18 protein-coding genes are annotated in these 18,978 nt (G+C 71.5%); 10 read left to right on the top strand and 8 right to left on the bottom strand.

All coding sequences use genetic code 11. The annotated features are described in order from the left end of the window. Positions 1-10 precede the first annotated feature (10 nt). Positions 11-916, top strand: a complete 906-nt coding sequence (locus AB0E78_RS29805; RefSeq protein ID WP_361838761.1) for a HipA family kinase — start codon at positions 11-13, stop codon at positions 914-916. Between the two features lie 114 nt (positions 917-1,030). Here AB0E78_RS29805 and aceB read toward each other — a convergent pair whose 3' ends face one another. Both aceB and AB0E78_RS29795 read right to left on the bottom strand, forming a co-directional pair. Further along, complete coding sequence (aceB, locus tag AB0E78_RS29800) at positions 1,031-2,650, bottom strand: malate synthase A (RefSeq protein WP_361838759.1); 1,620 nt, start codon at positions 2,648-2,650, stop codon at positions 1,031-1,033. Between the two features lie 226 nt (positions 2,651-2,876). Next, positions 2,877-3,488: a nucleotidyltransferase family protein gene (locus tag AB0E78_RS29795; RefSeq protein WP_361838756.1), complete on the bottom strand. Its 612-nt coding sequence runs from the start codon at positions 3,486-3,488 to the stop codon at positions 2,877-2,879. Positions 3,489-3,693: 205 nt separating this feature from the next. Here AB0E78_RS29795 and AB0E78_RS29790 point away from each other — a divergent pair, with 205 nt between their 5' ends. Beyond that, positions 3,694-4,008: a DUF5955 family protein gene (locus AB0E78_RS29790; RefSeq protein ID WP_361838753.1), complete on the top strand. Its 315-nt coding sequence runs from the start codon at positions 3,694-3,696 to the stop codon at positions 4,006-4,008. A 138-nt stretch (positions 4,009-4,146) separates the two neighbouring features. Here the strand turns inward: AB0E78_RS29790 and AB0E78_RS29785 are convergent, their stop codons facing one another. Both AB0E78_RS29785 and AB0E78_RS29780 read right to left on the bottom strand, forming a co-directional pair. Further along, on the bottom strand, positions 4,147-4,848 hold the full coding sequence (locus AB0E78_RS29785) for an ABC transporter ATP-binding protein (RefSeq protein ID WP_361838750.1): 702 nt from the start codon (positions 4,846-4,848) through the stop codon (positions 4,147-4,149). After that, the gene (locus tag AB0E78_RS29780) at positions 4,845-5,936 is read right to left on the bottom strand and encodes an ABC transporter permease (RefSeq protein WP_361838747.1); all 1,092 of its coding nucleotides are present in this window, start codon (positions 5,934-5,936) and stop codon (positions 4,845-4,847) included. The genes AB0E78_RS29785 and AB0E78_RS29780 overlap by 4 nt, the downstream gene beginning before the upstream one ends. Before the next feature lie 219 nt (positions 5,937-6,155). Here AB0E78_RS29780 and AB0E78_RS29775 point away from each other — a divergent pair, with 219 nt between their 5' ends. Together AB0E78_RS29775 and AB0E78_RS29770 are read left to right on the top strand one after the other, a co-directional pair. Further along, complete coding sequence (locus tag AB0E78_RS29775) at positions 6,156-7,385, top strand: sensor histidine kinase (protein WP_361839185.1); 1,230 nt, start codon at positions 6,156-6,158, stop codon at positions 7,383-7,385. A gap of 29 nt (positions 7,386-7,414) precedes the next feature. Further along, on the top strand, positions 7,415-8,071 hold the full coding sequence (locus tag AB0E78_RS29770) for a response regulator transcription factor (RefSeq protein ID WP_361839183.1): 657 nt from the start codon (positions 7,415-7,417) through the stop codon (positions 8,069-8,071). 37 nt (positions 8,072-8,108) lie between these two features. Here AB0E78_RS29770 and AB0E78_RS29765 read toward each other — a convergent pair whose 3' ends face one another. Next, the gene (locus AB0E78_RS29765; RefSeq protein ID WP_361838744.1) at positions 8,109-8,315 is read right to left on the bottom strand and encodes a hypothetical protein; all 207 of its coding nucleotides are present in this window, start codon (positions 8,313-8,315) and stop codon (positions 8,109-8,111) included. Between the two features lie 172 nt (positions 8,316-8,487). Between AB0E78_RS29765 and AB0E78_RS29760 the strand changes: the two genes are divergently transcribed. Further along, positions 8,488-11,910: a helix-turn-helix transcriptional regulator gene (locus AB0E78_RS29760; RefSeq protein ID WP_361838740.1), complete on the top strand. Its 3,423-nt coding sequence runs from the start codon at positions 8,488-8,490 to the stop codon at positions 11,908-11,910. 80 nt (positions 11,911-11,990) lie between these two features. On the opposite strand, the gene AB0E78_RS29755 is transcribed toward AB0E78_RS29760, so the two are convergent. After that, positions 11,991-12,806: an IclR family transcriptional regulator gene (locus tag AB0E78_RS29755; RefSeq protein ID WP_361838737.1), complete on the bottom strand. Its 816-nt coding sequence runs from the start codon at positions 12,804-12,806 to the stop codon at positions 11,991-11,993. A 407-nt stretch (positions 12,807-13,213) separates the two neighbouring features. On the opposite strand from AB0E78_RS29755, the gene allB reads away from it, so the two are divergent. Continuing rightward, entirely contained in the window at positions 13,214-14,548 is a 1,335-nt protein-coding gene (gene allB, locus AB0E78_RS29750; protein ID WP_361838734.1) for an allantoinase AllB, read from the top strand. A gap of 5 nt (positions 14,549-14,553) precedes the next feature. Next, the gene (gene alc / locus AB0E78_RS29745) at positions 14,554-15,678 is read left to right on the top strand and encodes an allantoicase (RefSeq protein WP_361838732.1); all 1,125 of its coding nucleotides are present in this window, start codon (positions 14,554-14,556) and stop codon (positions 15,676-15,678) included. 85 nt (positions 15,679-15,763) lie between these two features. On the opposite strand, the gene AB0E78_RS29740 is transcribed toward alc, so the two are convergent. Beyond that, complete coding sequence (locus tag AB0E78_RS29740) at positions 15,764-16,504, bottom strand: SDR family oxidoreductase (protein WP_361838729.1); 741 nt, start codon at positions 16,502-16,504, stop codon at positions 15,764-15,766. A 199-nt stretch (positions 16,505-16,703) separates the two neighbouring features. Here AB0E78_RS29740 and AB0E78_RS29735 point away from each other — a divergent pair, with 199 nt between their 5' ends. The 3 genes from AB0E78_RS29735 to AB0E78_RS29725 all read left to right on the top strand — a co-directional run bounded on the left by AB0E78_RS29735 (position 16,704) and on the right by AB0E78_RS29725 (position 18,618). Then, complete coding sequence (locus AB0E78_RS29735) at positions 16,704-17,618, top strand: DMT family transporter (RefSeq protein WP_361838726.1); 915 nt, start codon at positions 16,704-16,706, stop codon at positions 17,616-17,618. Between the two features lie 44 nt (positions 17,619-17,662). Continuing rightward, positions 17,663-18,097 carry a hypothetical protein gene (locus AB0E78_RS29730; protein ID WP_361838724.1) on the top strand — a complete coding sequence of 145 codons (435 nt, stop codon included), beginning with the start codon at positions 17,663-17,665 and terminating at the stop codon, positions 18,095-18,097. 92 nt (positions 18,098-18,189) lie between these two features. Further along, entirely contained in the window at positions 18,190-18,618 is a 429-nt protein-coding gene (locus tag AB0E78_RS29725) for a ribonuclease (protein WP_361838721.1), read from the top strand. A gap of 28 nt (positions 18,619-18,646) precedes the next feature. On the opposite strand, the gene AB0E78_RS29720 is transcribed toward AB0E78_RS29725, so the two are convergent. Then, a complete protein-coding gene (locus AB0E78_RS29720) occupies positions 18,647-18,853 on the bottom strand; it encodes a hypothetical protein (RefSeq protein WP_361838719.1) in 207 nt (68 codons plus the stop codon). Between the last annotated feature and the right edge of the window lie 125 nt (positions 18,854-18,978).

The raw sequence follows: 18,978 nt of genomic DNA, 5'->3' as shown, positions 1-18,978 counted from the left end.
GCCTGGGGAGGTGCTCAGAGAAGTCACCGCGACCCGGTACGTGAACCCCTTGCACACCGGGGGCTCCGTGCCCGGCGTGGTCGAGGCCGACGACCTCGGCACCTTCGTGGTGAAGTTCACCGGCTCTGCGCAGGGCCGCAAGGCACTGGTCGCCGAGATCATCGTCGGCGAACTGGCCCGCCGGCTCGGCCTGCGCTTCCCCGAGCTCGTCCTGGTCGACTTCGACCCGGCGGTGGCGACGGACGAGCCGCACCAGGAGGTGCGGGATCTGCTGGACGCCAGCGCCGGAATCAACCTCGGCATGGACCTCCTGCCGGGCGCCGTGGACTTCACCCCCGAGGCGCTGGACGTGGACCCGCTGGAGGCGGGCAAGGTGGTCTGGCTCGACGCCCTCACGGCCAACGTCGACCGCACGGTGCACAGTTCGAACCTGATGATCTGGCCCACGTTCGGCATCCACCAGCCGAAGCTGTGGCTGATCGACCACGGCGCGGCACTGGTCTTCCACCACCGCTGGGGCGCGTCGGCGCCGGACAAGGTCTACGACTTCCGCCACCACGCCCTCGGGGGGTACGGGCCCGATACGGCCGCCGCTGATGCCGAGCTGGCGCCTCTCGTCACGGAGACCGTGCTCAGTGACATCGCCGCCCTGGTGCCTGACGCGTGGCTGGCGGATGAGCCGGGGTTCTCGTCGCCTGACGAGGTGCGGGAGGCGTACGTTGCCTTCTTGCTGGCCCGGGCGCGGGCCTCGGCGGCCTGGCTGCCGGTGGATTTCCCGTCCCGGGGTGAGCTTGCCGCCGCCGATGCCCGGCGTGCTGCGGCTACTGAGAAGGGGCGGCCCGCCTGGCTCAAGCGGGTGCCTGATCTGCACGGGAAGCCCGCGGCTGAACAGGACTGGTCCTCGCATCTCGGTTAGCTGCGGGCCGTTTGTGGCTTGTCGCGCAGTTCCCCGCGCCCCCTGAGGGGCCCATGACTGAGCCCCCGGCGCTGTGCGGTGCCGGGGGCTCAGCCATGAACTGCGTACGAGAAATCAGCGAAGCCGCTCGTAGGCCGGGAGGGTCAGGAAGTCGGCGTAGTCCGCGTCCAGGGAGACCTGGAGGAGGAGGTCGTGGGCCTGCTGCCACTTACCGGCCTCGAAGGCCTCCTCGCCGATCTCGGCGCGGATGGCGGCCAGTTCACCGGCGGCCACCTCGCGGGCGAGGTCGGCGGTGGCGGTCTGGCCGTTCTCGAAGACGACGCCCGCGTTGATCCACTGCCAGATCTGCGAGCGCGAGATCTCGGCGGTGGCCGCGTCCTCCATGAGGTTGAAGATGGCGACGGCGCCCAGGCCGCGCAGCCAGGCCTCGATGTAACGGATGCCGACCTGGACGGCGTTGACCAGGCCGTCGTACGTGGGCTTCGCGTCGAGGGAGTCAATGGCGATCAGGTCGCCGGGCGCGACCTTCACGTCCTCGCGCAGACGGTCCTTCTGGTTGGGCTTCTCGCCCAGGACGGCGTCGAAGGACTTCATCGCGATCGGGACCAGGTCCGGGTGCGCGACCCAGGAGCCGTCGAAGCCGTCGCCCGCCTCGCGGTCCTTGTCGTTCTTGACCTTCTCGAACGCGACCTTGTTCACCTCCGCGTCCTTGCGGGACGGGATGAACGCCGCCATGCCGCCGATCGCGTGCGCGCCGCGCTTGTGGCAGGTGCGGACGAGGAGTTCGGTGTACGCCCGCATGAAGGGGGCGGTCATCGTCACGAGGTTGCGGTCCGGCAGGACGAACTTCGAGCCGCCGTCACGGAAGTTCTTGACGATGGAGAAGAGGTAGTCCCAGCGGCCCGCGTTCAGGCCCGACGCGTGGTCGCGGAGCTCGTAGAGGATCTCCTCCATCTCGTACGCGGCCGTGATCGTCTCGATGAGGACCGTGGCGCGGACGGTGCCCTGCGGGATGCCGACGTAGTCCTGCGCGAAGACGAAGATGTCGTTCCAGAGGCGGGCCTCCAGGTACGACTCCGTCTTCGGGAGGTAGAAGTACGGGCCCTTGCCGAGCTCGATGAGGCGCTTGGCGTTGTGGAAGAAGTACAGGCCGAAGTCGACGAGCGCGCCGGGCACCGGCTGCCCCTCGAACTGCAGGTGGCGCTCGTCCAGGTGCCAGCCGCGCGGGCGCATCACGACGGTGGCGAGCTCGCCGGCGTCTTTCAGGGAGTACGACTTGGCGCTGCGCTCGTCCGTGAAGTCGATGTTGCGCTCGTAGGCGTCGGCGAGGTTGAGCTGGCCGAGGACCACGTTCTCCCAGGTGGGCGCCGAGGCGTCCTCGAAGTCCGCGAGCCAGACCTTGGCGCCCGAGTTCAGGGCGTTGATGGTCATCTTCCGGTCGGTCGGACCGGTGATCTCGACGCGGCGGTCGTTCAGGGCGTCCGGGGCCGGCGCCACCTTCCACGAGTCGTCCGCGCGGATCGCCGCGGTCTCGGGGAGGAAGTCGAGCGTGGAGGTGCGGGCGATCTCGGCGCGGCGCTCGGCGCGGCGGCTGAGGAGCTCGTCACGGCGGGGCGTGAAGAGCCGGTGCAGCTCGGCCACAAAGGCGAGGGCCGCTTCGGTGAGGACCTCCTCCTGCCGCGGCAGAGGCTCCGCGTCGACGATGGCCAGCGGGGACTGCGCTGGTGCGGACATGAGCTGTCACTTCCTTCAGCGAGCTTCACGAGTGGTGCCGCGGCGGCCGCCGGGCAGTCTCAGTGACACTCAGTGCCACAGGAGCCGAGATACGGCCGTGGACCCCACTTGAGGGAACGGGTGCTTCTGAACAGTGGATACTAGTTTCCTCATAGTGGAAGTTCAATCGTCTGTTGATGTCGAGATTCTCTTCATCGACAGAACGTGTCGCTGAGTGCCATCCCGGTCACTCAAGGTGGATCAGGTCGGCGGGGGTGTCGATGTCGTACGCCTCGGCCACGTCCCCGCACTCGACGAGGGTGATTTCTCCCGCGTGTTCCTTCAGATAGGCGCGCGCCCCGCGGTCGCCGACCGCGCTCGCCGCGATGCCCGCCCAGTGGTCGGCGCCGAAGAGCACCGGGTGGCCGCGCTCCCCGTCGTACGCGGCGGCCGCGAGGGTGGCGGGGGAGCGGTACGCGGCGTGCACGCGGGCGATCGCGGCCGGGCCGATGCCGGGCTGGTCGACGAGCGAGACGAGTGCGGCGTTCGCCGCGCCCCCCTCTTCGGCGCCGCTCCGTAGCAGGGAGTCGAGCCCCGCCCGCAGGGACGAACCCATGCCCTGAGCCCACTCGGGGTTGTCGATCAGTACGCACCCGGGGAGCGAGGCCTTCTTCCGTACGACATCGGCGTCCGCGCCGAGCACCACGTGCACGCGTGTGCAGCCGCCCTCGCGCAGGACGCGGACCGCGTGTTCCACCAGGGGCCGACCCTGGTGGTCGAGGAGCGCCTTCGGCCGGCCGCCGAGGCGTCGCCCGCCGCCCGCGGCGAGGAGGAGACCGGCGATCATCGGATTCGTCATGGCTCCTGCATACCGCACCCGGACCGCGCGGTCGCGGGCTCCCGGCGCCGGAGGCGGTGTCTTCCGGCCACAAAGTGGCGCGTCCTGCTTCCTGTGGCGTTTACTGATCCGCGTCCCTCTGGCGTCTGACCAACGCCGCGCGGGGACGGCAAGATCTGCACGAGAACATACGCACGAGCGCACGAGTCGTGCGAGGGGGAGAGCTGTGTTGCGGAGCGTGGGGCAGAGGCGAGTGACCGGCAGCGATGAGGATCCGCGAGTCGCGGAGTTGGGCACGGCGGTGTCGAAGCTGCGCCGTGAGCTCGCCGCGCATCCGGTCGAGTTTCCCGACCGGGGCATCGCCGAGGAAGAGCTGGCGGCGCTGGCCTCGATGGCACTGAGCGGCGCGCCGGAGGTGCCGAGGCTGCGGCGGTCGCTGCTCCTGGTCGCGGGGGCGATCGGCTCCGTCAGCGCGCTTGCGTCGGGGCTCGCGGCGGTCCGGGGAGCGGTGGAGCTCTTCGGGGAGCCGGGGGCCAGGTAGGGCTTACGCCTGCTGCGGGTGGTGGGGCGAGGCACGAAATTCCCGCCCCGCCAACCTTCGGGCACCGTCGATCACCGGCTCCGCCGAGCTCGTCCTCAAACGCCGGACGGGCTGAGATCGCACCACCGCCCGGCAGCCTCACGCCCCCGAAGCGCTGAAAGCGCCCAGCCTGCCGTCCGTCATTTCCACCACCCTGTCGGCGACGCCCAGTCGCGCGCGGTCGTGGGTGACCAGGACCGTTGCTGTCGCCCACTCGCGTGTGAGCCGGCCCAGGAGCTCCAGGACCGCCGCGCCCCGCTCGTGGTCCAGTGCGCTGGTCGGCTCGTCGACCAGGAGTACCGCAGGGGCGTTCATCAACGCCCTTGCGATGCCGACCCGTTGGCGTTGGCCGCCCGAGAGCTGGTGCGGGCGCCGGTGTGCGAGATCCGCCAGGCCCACGGTGTCGAGGAGCTCCCGCGACCGGGCCCGGATCCGGACCTTGGCGGTGCCGGCACCCGCACCGCCGTCCAGGCGGGCCATCAGCTCCACCTGTTCCAGCGCCGTCAGCGACGCCAGCAGATTCGGCTGCTGGAAGACGATTCCCATCTTCCTGCGCCGCAGCTCCGCACGTTCGGCCGCCGACAGCGGACCCGTCTCCGTGCCGCCGACCACGACCCGCCCCCGGTCGGGCGTCACCAGCGTCGCCGCCACCGCCAGCAGGCTGGACTTCCCGGAGCCGGACGGGCCGACGACCGCCGTCAGTGTTCCGGCGGGGACATCGAGGCCGACGCCGTCGAGCGCCGTGAGCCTCCCCTCCCCGTCCGGGTACGTCAGCGTGATGTCGTGGAGGGACAGACTCATCGGGCACTCCCCAGCGCGGTCAGCGGATCAACGGCGGTGATCCGCCGGACGGACAGGCCCGCGCCCAGCGCCCCGAGGGCGATCATCACGGCGGCGGGCCACAGTACGGTCGGCGGATCGAGTACGAAGGGGACGTCGCCGCCGCTGATCGCGGCGCCGACCAGCGCCGCGATCCCCGTCCCCAGGGCGGTCCCGGCGGCCAGCATCAGCACGGCCTGTCCGAGAGCGTCCCCGAGCAGATACGGAGTGGACGCGCCCAGCGCCTTCAGCACCGCGATGTCACCGGCGCGCTGAATCGTCCACACCGTGAAGAACGCTCCTATGACGAGCGCCGAGATGACGAAGAGGAAGCCGCGCATGAGCTGCAGCGAACCGTTCTCCGCCTGGTAGGAGCCGATGGCCGTGAGCGCGCCGTCGAGGGACTTCGTCTCCGTGCCCGCGGCCTCGTCCCCGGCCGCGAGGTCCACCCCGCCACCGGTCCGCAGCGCGATGACCGTGGCCTGGTCGTCCATCGACGTACCCCGGTGGCCGAGCCCCTGCCAGTCGTCGAGCGCGGTCCACACGACGGGCGTATGGCTGTACGAGGCGTCCGACGCGACCCGCGCGACCCGCTCCTCGCCCCGGCTTCCGCCCCCGCCCAGGCGCACCGTGTCCCCGGGGACGACACCGAGGTCAGCCGCGGCCTTCTCCGAGAGCACGACCTCGCCCGGCGCGATGCCGGACGGCGCGATCCCGGAGTCCGGCTCGACGCCGAACGCGGACACGGCGGCCGAGCGGTCGCCCGCCGTGGCGTTCAGGGTGCTGATGCCGATCGGCTCGGCGGACCCTACGCCGGGCTGATCCGCCCAGCTCTCCCAGGCGCGCTGTTCCACCTGGGACGCGGTGAACGAGACCGACTGGCCGGACGGCGGCGCGGCGAAGGCCAGGTGGTCGGCGGGCAGGCCGGTGATCGCGGAGGTGTTCTCCTTGGCGAGCCCGGCGGTGAGACCGGAAAGCAGCCCCACGAGCAGAGTGATGAGCACGACGACGGCTCCCATCAGGGCGAACCGCCCCTTGGCGAACCGAAGGTCTCTCCATGCGACGAACATGCCCCCACCCTCCGTCCGCGCACGCCCCCACGGCATCGCGCCACAGCACGCTTCACCCGAATCGAAGGAGGGAGCCCGCGATCAACCTTTCGGTTGACGGAAGCGAGGGCGGCTGCGCCTACGCTGGAGGGTCCGATGAACACCTCCACCGCGCCCTGGCCCCGGCCCGTGGGGAGCGCCGGACCCCCGACGCCGCCCTCATCCCCGACCGAGGCTCCGATGCTCTCCGCCGACTCCCTGACGCCCTCCCGGACCACCCCCGTCGCCCTGACCCTGCGCCTCTGCCTGCATGCGCTGCTCGCCGGGCTGCTCGCGCTCGCCGCGGTGCGGGCCGTCGCCGACGGCGGACCGCGGGGCGGTGCCGTGGTGGGCGTCGCGCTGCTCATGGGGGCGGTCTACGCGGCGGGCACGCTCAGTCCGGCCGTGGCGCGCTCGCAGCGCGCGGCAGCGGTGTGGCTCGCGGCGCTCGGCGTGTGCTGGGCGGTGCTGCTCGTCCTGTCCCCGGACGGGCTGTGGACGGCCTTCCCCCTGTACTTCCTGCAACTGCATCTGCTGCCGTTGCGCTGGGCCCTGCCCGCCGTCGCGCTCACCGCCGCTGCCGCCATCGCCAGCTTCCTGCTGCACGGTTCACCCATCTCGCCGGGCAGCTTCATCGGACCGCTGCTCGGCGCGGCCATGGCGGTCGCCACCGTCCTCGGGTACGAGGCGCTGTACCGGGAGAGCGAGCGGCGCCGTGAGCTGATCGACGAGCTCATGGCCACGCGCGCCGAGCTCGCCGCCGCCGAGCGGACCGCGGGCACCCTCGCCGAGCGTGAGCGTCTCGCGCGCGAGATCCACGACACGCTCGCGCAGGGGCTCTCCTCCATCCAGCTCCTGCTGCGTGCCGCGCAACGCGCCCTGCCCGCGGGATCGCCCGCCGCCCCGCACATCGAGCAGGCCCGTGTCGCCGCTCAGGACAACCTCGCGGAGGCACGCCGCTTCGTACGGGCCCTCAGCCCGCCGGATCTGGAACACGGGTCGCTCGCGGGAGCACTTGAGCGGCTCTCCGCGTCCGCGCCGCCCGGCGCCGAGGACGCCGCGTCCACCGAGGTACAGGTCAAGTTCAGCGTGAGCGGTACGCCCGCCGAGCTCCCCACCCCCTACGAGGTCGCCCTGCTCCGCACCGCGCAGTCCGCCCTCGCCAACACGTTCCAGCACGCGGGTGCCGGGCGCGCCGAGATCACGCTGAGCTTCATGGACACGTCGGTGTCCCTGGACGTGGTCGACGACGGGCGCGGCTTCGACCCGGCGTCCGCACCCCGCGAGACCGGGGACGACGGGGGATTCGGGCTGCCCGCGATGCGGGCACGGGCGCGTTCGCTGGGCGGGACGCTGAGCGTGGAGTCGGCGCCGGGGCAGGGGACGGCCGTCGCGGTCACGCTGCCGCTCCCGACGGCGGCCACGCCGTGAGCGCCGGGGCCGACACGGTGAGCGCCGGGGTGCCGGAGCCCATCCGGCTGCTCCTCGCGGATGACCATCCCGTCGTACGGGCCGGGCTGCGCGCCGTGCTCGACACCGAGCCGGACTTCGCCGTCGCGGGCGAGGCGGCGACGGCGGAGGCCGCGGTGTCGCTCGCCGCGACCGGTGGGTTCGACGTCGTCCTGATGGACCTTCAGTTCGGAACGGGGATGCACGGGGCGCGGGCCACGGCGGCGATCGCCGCCCAGCCGGGAGCGCCGCGCGTGCTCATCCTGACGACGTACGACACCGATGCCGACATCCTCGCCGCGGTCGAGGCGGGGGCCGCGGGATACCTCCTGAAGGACGCGCCGCCGGAGGAGCTGGCCGCGGCGGTACGGACCGCCGCCGCGGGGCAGTCCGCGCTGGCACCCGCGATCGCCCACCGCCTGATGGACCGGATGCGGGCGCCGGGGGAGGCGCTGACCGGGCGGGAGCTCGAGGTACTGCGGCTGGTGCGGGAGGGCCTCTCGAACCTCCAGATCAGCCGCCAACTCTTCCTGAGCCAGGCGACGGTCAAGTCCCACCTGGTGCACATCTACGCGAAGCTCGGCGTCGACTCCCGCACGGCGGCGGTGGCGGTGGCGACGGGGCGGGGGCTGATCCGGGGTGACGCCGGGCACCGGTCTTCGGGCTAGGGAGGTATGAGAGTGCTGACGCAGAACTCTCGTTGCGTCAGTTGGCGCTGACGGCGACGAGCGCTGTCGTGAGCACGGCGGTCAGGGTCAGGGTGGCGGCGAAGGCTACGGCGGCGCGCGTCAGCGCGGCTGGGTAGCCGGCCTGGTCGCGACGGGCCAGATACCCCGCCCCGGCCGCGACCAACGCGGCGATCACGGTGGTCAAGGCCAGGGCGAGCGCGATCATGACGGTGCGGTCGGACACGGCGTTCTTCTCCTTCGGTACCGGCCAGGTGAGGGCCGCGGTTGATGAGGGATGCTGTGCCGAATCTGCCGAAACGGCTGTTCGCCGTGGTGCGCGCGGACAAAGATGAACACCGGTGAACACCGGTGGACGAACACCGGTGGACGGCACGGGGAGTTGAGGGGCAGGGAGGGTGGCAGCGGACGGTACGCGGGACCCGGTGGACGCATCGCGGGAGCTGCGGGCGCGCCTTGAAGCCGGGCGAGTGGCCGCGGGGCTCAACAAGGCCGAGCTCGCTCGCCGAGCCCGGCTGGGACGCACATCGGTCAGCGCCGCCCTCAACCCCGGCCACGACATCCCCACCCCCGACACCGTGGGGGCACTCGCGCGTGCCCTGAAACTCGATGTTCCCGCCCTGCTGCGGCTTCGGCTGTGTGCCGTGGCCGCCGACGACGCGCGCGACGCCGCGTTGCGGGACCACGACGCCACCCCGCGGCATACGCCACCGCCCGGCCGGCTCAAAGCAGAATCGCTCTCGGACCTGACCGCCGAGCAACTGGAGGTGCATGAAGCGCCCTTGCCCAAGCCCCGGCGCCCGACGCCGCCCACCCTGTCCCCGTACCTGAGCCGTGAACTGGACGGCGAACTGCGCGACCGGCTTCGGAAGGCGCTCTCCGGTGGATCTTCGGCGCTACTGGTTCTCACGGGGGAGTCCTCCACCGGCAAGACCCGGGCCCTCTACGAAGCCGTACGTGAACTGGCCCCCGAACAACCACTGTTGCGGCCCGCGACCGCACGGGACCTGCTGTCGCTGCTGGCCGATGGGGCGGTACGTCCCGGAACCCTCCTGTGGCTGAACGAGTTCCAGCGGATCCTGTACGACACCGAGGGCGAAGCCGCCGCCGCGCAACTGCGTCTCTTCCTCGACCGGCACCCCGGCGTCGCAGCCGTCGCCACCCTGTGGCAGAACCCGCACTGGCAGACGCTGACCAGGCAGGGAAAGCCCCGGGACCCCTATCCGCATGCGCGCGCCCTGCTCATCGGCGCCCACGCGTACCGGATCCGGGTACCGGCCGAGCTGTCCCCCGAGGAGCGGGACCAGTGGCGAGACCTCGCCGAGTCCCATGGGGACGTCCGTCTGATCTACGCGGAGCAGGCGGGAGCGCGGGACGGGCGCCTGGTGCAGCACCTCAGCGGCGGCCCGGAACTGCTCGACGCCTACCTGAGCGGCCCCGGCGACCATTTCACGCGCCATGAGCACGCGTTGATCACCGCCGCGCTCGACGCCCACCGCTTCGGCCACACCTCTCCGCTGCCCGTGGCCCTCTTGGCGCAAGCCGCCGACGGAACCCTCGACCCGCACCACCGGGCGCCGAGCGCGGACTGGGCGGCGCCCCTCCTCGACGCGCTGGCCGACGGCGAACGGCCCGACGGCACGCGCACCGACATCCGCTGCACCCTGACGCCACTGAGGGCTCGCCGGGACGCCGCGGGAGCCCCGCCCCTGTACGAGCCGACCGACTACCTACGTCAGCACATCCCTCGCGTCCGCGCCGACCAGGCCGGTTCGGCGGCCCTGTGGGAGGCCTTGTGCCGCCACACGACGAGCATCGCGGATCTCGCGCTGCTACAGGATGCCGCCTGGCAGCGCGGGCTGTTCCGGTACGCCATCGACCTCGACCGCAGGGCCGCGCAGGCGGGCAGTCCCGAAGCCCTGGTCCGTGTCCTCGAACGCACCGCGACGCACCCGGACGCCCACCGGATCGCGCGCTGGGCGGCAGCGCAGGCGGGCCTGTACGACTCGCAGCACGTCGAGCGGGTGTGGAATCTCCTGGCCGCGGCGCAGGACCAGGAAGCCCTCGACGTGCTCGCGCGCCGGCTCGTGGCCCGGACCGATCCGGCGGACGTCTCGGCCGGCGCCCGACTGGCCGCGCTTCTGACGGGCAAGGGTGACAAGGCCGCCACCGGTGCCCAAGGTGCCTCTCCTGACGTCGTCCAGGCTCTGCTGAACTCGTTGCGGAGCCACGCCGCTCGGATCGGCCCGCGTGACCTGGCGCTCGCCCTGCCCCCTCTCCGGCGAGTCTGCTCCGAGGATTCCTTCCGGTCGTCGGCCCGGCGTGCGGCCGACGAAGTCGACCCGGCGGACACCTGGGCGGCCGTGTCGCTCATCCGGTCCCTGCGCGCGGCGGAGGCTCACGACCTCCTGGACATCTTCGCCACCCGGATCACCACCGAGGCTTCGCGACTGGGGCCCGATGAAATCCCGTACCTGATGGAGGAGTTGTGGTACGCCGGGGCCGAGGGCGCCGTGCGCTCCCTGCTCGCGCTCGACGTGGCGGCCCGGATCGGGTTGACCGATGCCGCAACTGTGCGGTGTCTGCTGGGAGTTCTTCGCCTCGCCGGGGACGACGACGGCCTTCGCACGTTGCTGAGCCGCGGGCCGGCCCGGCATGTGGGCCTCATGCCGGGGCCGGTCGATGATGTCGAGAGGGACGTGTGCGAACTGCTCGGTGCTTTTCGGGAGTCCGGGGCCATGGACGAGTTCGCCGTTCTGGCCGACCGCGCCGCCGCCGAGCTGGAACTGGCCGACCCGGTAACCGTCACCACTCTCCTGGAGCTGCTCATCTCGGCGGAAAGTGAGGAAGCCCTGGCGTCACTGCTGCGGCGGGACGTGCCCGGGCACGTGTGGTACGAGGACCCGCAGGAGATCCAGCCCCTGCTCGTCGCCCTGCGGAGGGCCGGTGCCGTGGACGTCTTCGACGCCATGGCGATGAAGCTCGTCGATGATCTGGACCTCCACGTCTCCGAGTTCATCGAGGGAGTCGTCGAGGTCCTGCTGTCGGTCGGCGCCGACCGCGCGATCGATGGTCTCGTGACGCGCGCCGAGGCGAATGTGGGGACGGGGCACGGACTTCTCGCCGTACTCGCCCTGTCGGAGGCCGGCGCGCACGACGCCGCCCGGCGGCTGGCGATGCACCACGTCACCCACACCACCAGCACGGATCTGGACGACGTCAGCATTCTCGCGTGGTACTGCCACGCGGCTCATGCCCCGGACGCGATAAGGGCGTTGCTGGACCAAGGCCGGGTGGGCCGGGTCGTCGTGGGGATCTACACGGACCTGGAACCGCACGAGACGCTCCTGGACGTCCTCGTCTCCGCGGGGGCCGATGAGGCCGCCCGGGTCTTCGCCGACCGTGCCGCCGTCGGCATCGACCTCAGGGACACGATCGGCATCGCCGCCCTGTTGAAAGTGATGAACGCCGCGGGGCTGTCCGGGCCGCGAGACGTCCTCGTACGGCGTGCCGTCGCGGGCGCGAACCTCGGACACATGAACAGCGTCTCCAAGCTGCTCGAAGCGTTCATGGCCCTGGAGGACGAGGAGGCGCTCCAGGGCCTCCTGCGGCGAGCCCCGGCCTCGCAGGTCGACCTCAACTGGGCGACATCCGATTGTGGCAAAGAGCTGTTGGCGAACCTCCGGAAGGCCGACTCCCCCGAAGCGGACGAGTTCGCCCGGCGGGCCCGGGCCGCGGGGTGCCTCCCCGCGGAGCCCCTCCTACCGTACGGAGCCGACCCCGACGGCCGCGCTTCCGCCCCGTGGGCCTGGGGCGGGTAGCCGCGCGCAAGCGTGACCCCAGGGCCGTCGCCCCTTCAGGCCCCCGCCCCAGGCCCCCGCCCCTTCAGGCCCCTGGCTCCTCAGGCCGCGGGCCCCGAGCTGGCCAGTGCGGCGGAAAGCTCCACCGCCACCTCCTGCAGCACCGGCACGATCTTCTCCACCGCGGCCTCGGTCACGCGGCCCGCCGGGCCGGAGATCGAGATGGCCGCCGACGTGGGGGAGTTGGGGACCGACACCGCGAGGCAGCGCACCCCGATCTCCTGCTCGTTGTCGTCGACCGCGAAGCCCGCCCTGCGGACCTCCTCCAGCGCGTCGAGGAAACCCTCCGGCGTCGTGATCGTCTTCTCCGTGGCGGCGGGCATCCCGGTGCGGGCGAGCAGGGCCCGCACCTCCTCCGGCGGGGTGTGGGCGAGAAGGGCCTTGCCGACGCCCGTGGAGTGGGGGAGGACCCGTCGGCCCACCTCGGTGAACATCCGCATGGAGTGCTTGGACGGCACCTGCGCGACGTAGACGATCTCGTCCCCGTCGAGCAGCGCCATGTTCGCGGTCTCGCCGGTCTCCTCGACCAGGCGCGCGAGGTAGGGGCGGGCCCAGGTGCCGAGGAGGCGCGAGGCCGATTCGCCGAGGCGGATCAGGCGCGGGCCCAGGGAGTAGCGGCGGTTGGGCTGCTGGCGTACGTAGCCGCAGGCGACCAGGGTGCGCATCAGGCGGTGGATCGTGGGCAGCGGGAGGCCGCTGCTGGCGGAGAGCTCGCTCAGGCCGACCTCGCCTCCGGCGTCCGCCATCCGTTCGAGGAGGTCGAAGGCGCGCTCGAGGGACTGGACACCACCGCTGGCAGCGGGCGGCTTGGAGGCGGCGACTTCGGTGGAGGCGTCGCTGGCGCTTGACGTCGGCACGGCGCAGTCCTTTCGGGGCTGACGGGCAAGGCAGCAGCCTACCGGGCGGTTCCTCGCCGGGTCCCTTGGCGTCAGTGCCTGTCAGTGCCTGTCAGGGCCGGTCAGAGCCCGGTCAGGGACCGGTCAGGGAGCCTTTGTCCGCTTCTCCGCCGTCACGCCTGGTGATCGTTTGACGGCCCGGTTGTGCGTAGCTACGTTCTGGCCTGCGGAATTCTAATTCCACTTTGTGGAAACGTCCAGAGTGCTTCAGGCGGCCTCTTGACGGCTCGGGGTCGGCCGTGAAGACTCATTCAACAGAACGTTGAATTCCGTTTAGCGGAATCGAATGGTCTGTGTAGCGGAAAAGAACGAACAGCCAAGCAACAGAAGCAACAGCCAGGCAACAGCGAAGAGAGGGCGTTGAGGACGTGGACGTAGAACTGGTGCTGCGCTCGACTCGCGTGATCACCCCGCAGGGAACGCGCGCCGCGTCGGTCACGGTCTCCGGGGGGAAGATCGCGGCCGTGCTCGCACACGACGCCGACGTGCCGGCGGGGGCCAGGGTCGAGGACTTCGGCGACGACGTCCTGCTGCCCGGGCTCGTCGACACACATGTCCATGTGAACGACCCGGGCCGCACGGAGTGGGAGGGCTTCTGGACCGCCACCCGCGCCGCTGCCGCCGGAGGCATCACCACCCTCGTCGACATGCCGCTCAACTCCCTGCCGCCGACCACGACGGTCGACAACCTGCGCACGAAGCAGGACGTCGCCCGCACCAAGGCGCACATCGACGTCGGTTTCTGGGGCGGCGCCCTGCCGGACAACGTCGGCGACCTCAAGCCCCTGCACGACGCCGGTGTCTACGGCTTCAAGTGCTTCCTCTCGCCGTCGGGCGTGGACGAGTTCCCGCACCTGGACCAGGACCGCCTCGCCACCTCCATGGCGGAGATCGCCGGCTTCGGCGGCCTGCTCATCGTGCACGCCGAGGACCCGCACGAGCTGGACGCGGCCCCGCACAAGAGCGGCCCCAAGTACACGGACTACCTGCAGACCCGCCCGCGCGTCTCCGAGGACGTCGCGATCGAGGGGCTCATCGGGCTCGCCAAGCGGCTCGGCGCCCGTGTCCACGTACTGCACCTGTCGTCCTCCGACGCGCTGCCCCTGATCGCCGCCGCCAAGCGCGAGGGCGTCAAGCTCACCGTCGAGACGTGCCCGCACTACCTCACGCTCACCGCCGAGGAAGTCCCGGACGGCGCGAGCGAGTTCAAGTGCTGCCCGCCCATCCGCGAGGCCGCCAACCAGGACCTGCTCTGGGACGCGCTCGCCGAGGGCACCATCGACTGCATCGTGACGGACCACTCGCCGTCCACCGCGGACCTCAAGACCGACGACTTCGCGACCGCGTGGGGCGGCATCTCCGGGCTCCAGCTCAGCCTCCCCGCGATCTGGACCGAGGCCCGCAAGCGCGGCCACAGCCTCGAGGACGTGGTGCGCTGGATGTCGACGCGCACCTCCGAACTGGTCGGACTCGACCAGAAGGGCGCCATCGAGGCCGGCCGCGACGCCGACTTCGCGGTCCTCGCGCCCGACGAGACCTTCACCGTGGACCCCGCGGAGCTGCAGCACCGGAACCGAGTCACGGCGTACGCGGGCAAGACCCTCAGCGGCGTCGTGAAGTCCACCTGGCTGCGCGGCGAACGCATCCTGCACGGCGGCGAGTTCAGCGAACCCGCAGGCCGACTTCTGGAAAGGAACAACTGATCACTGTGACGGCGATACCGACCTTCACCGGCGACGCGAGCCCCTACGGCGGCGGCGACCCCTACGCGGACTACCGCACCGCGGACTTCCCCTTCACCCAGTACGCCAACCTCGCCGACCGGCAGCTCGGCGCCGGTGTGATCGCCGCCAACGACGAGTTCTTCGCGATGCGCGAGAACCTCCTCCTCGCGCACCCGGCCGTCTTCGACCCGGAGCACTTCGGGCACAAGGGCAAGGTCATGGACGGCTGGGAGACCCGCCGCCGCCGTGGCGTCTCCGCCGAGCAGCCGTGGCCGACCTCCGACGACCACGACTGGGCGCTCGTACGCCTCGGCGCCCCCGGCGTCGTGCGCGGCATCGTCATCGACACCGCCCATTTCCGCGGCAACTACCCGCAGGCCGTGTCCGTCGAGGGCACCAGCGTCGACGGTTCGCCGACCCCCGAGGAACTCCTCTCGGGCGACGTGAAGTGGACGACTCTCGTACCGCGCACGGCAGTTGGCGGCCATGCGGCCAACGGCTTCGCCGTCGACGTCGAGCAGCGCTTCACGCACCTGCGCGTCAACCAGCACCCGGACGGCGGCGTCGCCCGCCTGCGCGTCTACGGCGAGGTCGTCGCCGACCCCAAGTGGCTCGCGGCACTGGGCACGTTCGACGTCGTCGCCCTGGAGAACGGCGGCCAGGTCGAGGACGCGTCCGACCGCTTCTACTCCCCGGCCACCAACACCATCCAGCCGGGCCGCTCCCGCAAGATGGACGACGGCTGGGAGACCCGCCGCCGCCGCGACAACGGCAACGACTGGATCCGCTACCAGCTGGTGGCCCAGTCCGAGATCCGTTCCGTCGAGATCGACACGGCCTACCTCAAGGGCAACTCGGCCGGCTGGGCCGCCCTTTCGGTCCGGGACGGCGGGACCGACGAGGAAGGGGCGTGGGTCGAGGCACTGCCCCGCACCCGCCTGCAGCCCGACACCAACCACCGCTTCGTCCTGGACGCCCCGGTCGTCGGCACGCACGTGCGCATCGACATCTTCCCGGACGGCGGGATCTCCCGCCTGCGCCTCTTCGGTTCGCTCACCGAGGCGGGACAGCGCCGCCTGACGGCACGTCACCAGGAGCTGGGCGGCTGAACCGGAGCCGCTGAGGCCCCCTGAAGAACGTGGGGCGCACCGGGTGGACACCCCCGGTGCGCCCCATCACCATGCCCGCGCGCGGTTACGCGGTGTACCCGCCGTCGGCCACGAGCTCCGCGCCCGTGATGAACGCGGCGTCCTCACCGGCGAGATAGGCGACGAGCGAGGCCACCTCGTCGGCGGAGCCGAAGCGGGCCAGCGCGGTCCCCGCCTTCTGCGGCTCGGCGAACGGCCCGTCGGCCGGGTTCATGTCCGTGTCGATCGCGCCCGGGTGGATCACGTTGACGGTGATCCCGCGCCCGGCGAGCTCCCGGGCCAGGGGCTTCGTCATGCCGGTCAGCGCCGCCTTGCTCATCGCGTACAGCGTGCCGCCGCCCCCACCGGAGTACCGGGTGAGCGCCGATCCGGTGGAGATGATCCGGCCCCCGTCGGCCAGACGTCCGGCGGCGGCCTGCGAGGCAAGGAAGACCGAACGCACGTTGATGTCGAGCACCCGGTCGACGTCGGAGAGCGCCAGGTCCCCGATGGGGGCGAGGACCCCGATGCCCGCGTTGTTCACCAGGATGTCCAGGCGGCCCAGGTCGTCGGCGGCGCGCTCCACCGCGCCCGCGGCGTCACCGGGGTCGGCCGCGTCGGCCTTGATGGCGAACCCGCGCCGTCCGGCCGACTCGATCTTGGCGACGACGTCGAGAGCGGCCGACTCCTCCTTGACGTACGTGATCGCGACATCGGCTCCCTCCTGTGCGAGCCGCAGGGCGATCGCCGCCCCGATGCCGCGGCTGCCACCGGTGACGAGAGCGGTCTTGCCGGTCAGAGAAGACATTTCTTGAACCTCATTCGCGTGGGTATGCGGCGTAGTGCCGAAGAAGTGCTTGTGGGTTCAATGAAAGCGGCCGGCGCGCGCCGGGGCTGGCGGGAAATGGACACCGCTTTCCCGGCGCGTCTGCGCCGGATACCGTGATCGACCCACGTGAGAGCCGCCGAAGTCTCCACACCGCCGCATCCGTTGGAGACCGCGCCCCGTGTCGACGCTCGCCGTTCCCGCCGCGCCCGCAGCGCGCCGCGCCTGGCTCACCGATCTGCCCCTCCTGCTCGTGGCCGTGGTCTGGGGTGCCAGCTATCTCGCCGCGAAGGGCATCACGACGACGCACACGGTCGTCGCCGTCCTGGTGCTGAGGTTCGCCGTCGTGCTGCCCGCGCTCGTGGTGGCCGGATGGCGCGGCCTGCGCGCGCTGACCGCGCCGCAGTGGCGCGGGGCGGCGGTGCTCGGCCTGATCCTGAGCGGGATCTTCCTCCTGGAGACGTACGGCGTCGTCCGCACGTCGGCGACCAACGCGGGCCTCATCATCAGCCTCACCATGATCTTCACCCCGCTCGCCGAGGCTGCCGTGACCCGGCAGCGGCCGCCGCGCGCCTTCCTCGCGGCGGCGGGACTCTCCGTGCTCGGCGTGGTCCTGCTGACCCAGGGCGGCGGCTTCACCCAGCCGTCGGCGGGCGACGGCCTGATCCTCCTGGCGGCGCTCGCACGCACGGTGCACGTCCTGGCGATGTCGCGCATCAAGGCGGTGCGGGCCGCCAAAGACGCCGACTCGCTCTCGCTCACCACCGTCCAACTGGGCTCTGCCGTCGCCGTGTTCGCGGTCCTTGCCGCCACGGGCACGGGGGAGGCGCCCTGGTCCGTCGCCGTCGGATTCGGGGCGCGCGAGTGGGCCGGGCTGCTCTTCCTCTCGGTGTTCTGCACGCTCTTCGCCTTCTTCGTACAGATGTGGGCGGTGCGCAGGACGTCTCCCTCGCGCGTGAGCCTGCTGCTCGGGACGGAGCCGCTGTGGGCCGCCGCGGTGGGGATCGCGGTGGGCGGGGAGCGGCTGGGTGTGCTGGGTCTGGTGGGAGGTGTGCTGGTTCTGGTGGGGACCAGTTGGGGCCGTGGAGTGCGGTGATACCTTCCGTGGTCAGTCCGACAGGGGGAGCGCAGGGGGAGCCCATGAGTGAGCACTTCGAGCAGGACTTCGCCACGAGCGCGCAGCGGCGCCGGGCCTGGGGCGGCGTGCTGCTCGGCGCTGCGGGCCTCATCTGGCTCGTGCTCGCCTACCAGCTGATCGCGCCGTTCAGCGAAGGCGACGACTCCTCCGGCAGCCGCAAGTGCCAGTCGATGCTGTTCTACGAGGATGAGGGCGACGACGACCCGACCTGGGCGGACGCCACGTGGGACGACTGCCGCGCGGAGCGCCGGTGGCCGGAGATGCTCGGCTGGCTGGGGCTCTCGGTGCCGCTCTCGGTGGGCGGCGCGGTGCTCTACACCAGCGGGTCCACCAGCCTGCGGATGCGCGAGTACATGGCGGAGCACCGCATCGCCGCCCGTGTCGCCGCCGAGAAGGACGCGGCCCGAGCCGAGAAGGACGCGGCCCGGAAGGACTGACGGCGGCGAACCGGGGGCGCTTGGTTAACTCCCGGAAAATTCACCGTACTTGACGTTGACACGACAACCTCTACGCGCGTCACACTGGTCGCATGCGAATCCCCCCACGAATCGTGAGCGTCACAGCCCTCGCCGCCGCCCTCCTCGTCGGCGGCCCCGTCGCCGCCTCCGCGAGCGCGGTCCCGGACCACCACGCCTCCGTGTCGACGGCGTACTCCGTCACGTCCGCCGCCGCCGTCGGCGATATCTGCTACTCCAAGCTGCCCGACCAGGCGCACGACACCCTGGACCTGATCGAGGCGGGCGGCCCCTACCCGTACCCGCAGGACGGCACCGTCTTCCAGAACAGGGAAGGCGTCCTGCCCGCGCAGAGCTCCAGCTACTACCACGAGTACACCGTGGTCACCCCTGGCTCACCGGACCGCGGCGCGCGCCGCATCGTGACCGGCGAGAAGAGCAAGGAGGACTACTACACCGCCGACCACTACGAGTCCTTCGACCTGGTCGACCACACCTGCTGAGCCACGCACCTGATTCCGCGGCACGGTACTAACGGGCCTTGCGGCTCTCCGCGACGCCGAACAGCGCGAGCGCCAGCACGATCAGTGTGACGCCCGCGTAGATCTCGTGGCCGTCGAGGAACCCGATCCGCTGCACGATGCCCCAGCCACGCAGCCGGCCGGTCAGCTCGTGCACCAAAGCGGCCACGCCCTGGATCAGGAGAAGGACGCCGAGGACCTCAAGTACCTGCTTCATGCCGAAGAGCCTCGTCCCGTGGACCCCCCACGCACATCGGCCACGGGGCGAGGCTTCTTCACCTCGGCCCCCTCCCAAAGTCTCCGCCCGCGCGACTTTGGTAGGCGATCATGTCCGGGCCGCGC

Origin of the sequence: Streptomyces sp. NPDC032198 (assembly GCF_040636975.1) — a bacterium.
Taxonomy (GTDB): domain Bacteria; phylum Actinomycetota; class Actinomycetes; order Streptomycetales; family Streptomycetaceae; genus Streptomyces.
The sequence above is the reverse complement of the archived record's forward strand: the minus strand, read 5'-3'. Positions and strand labels throughout refer to the sequence as shown.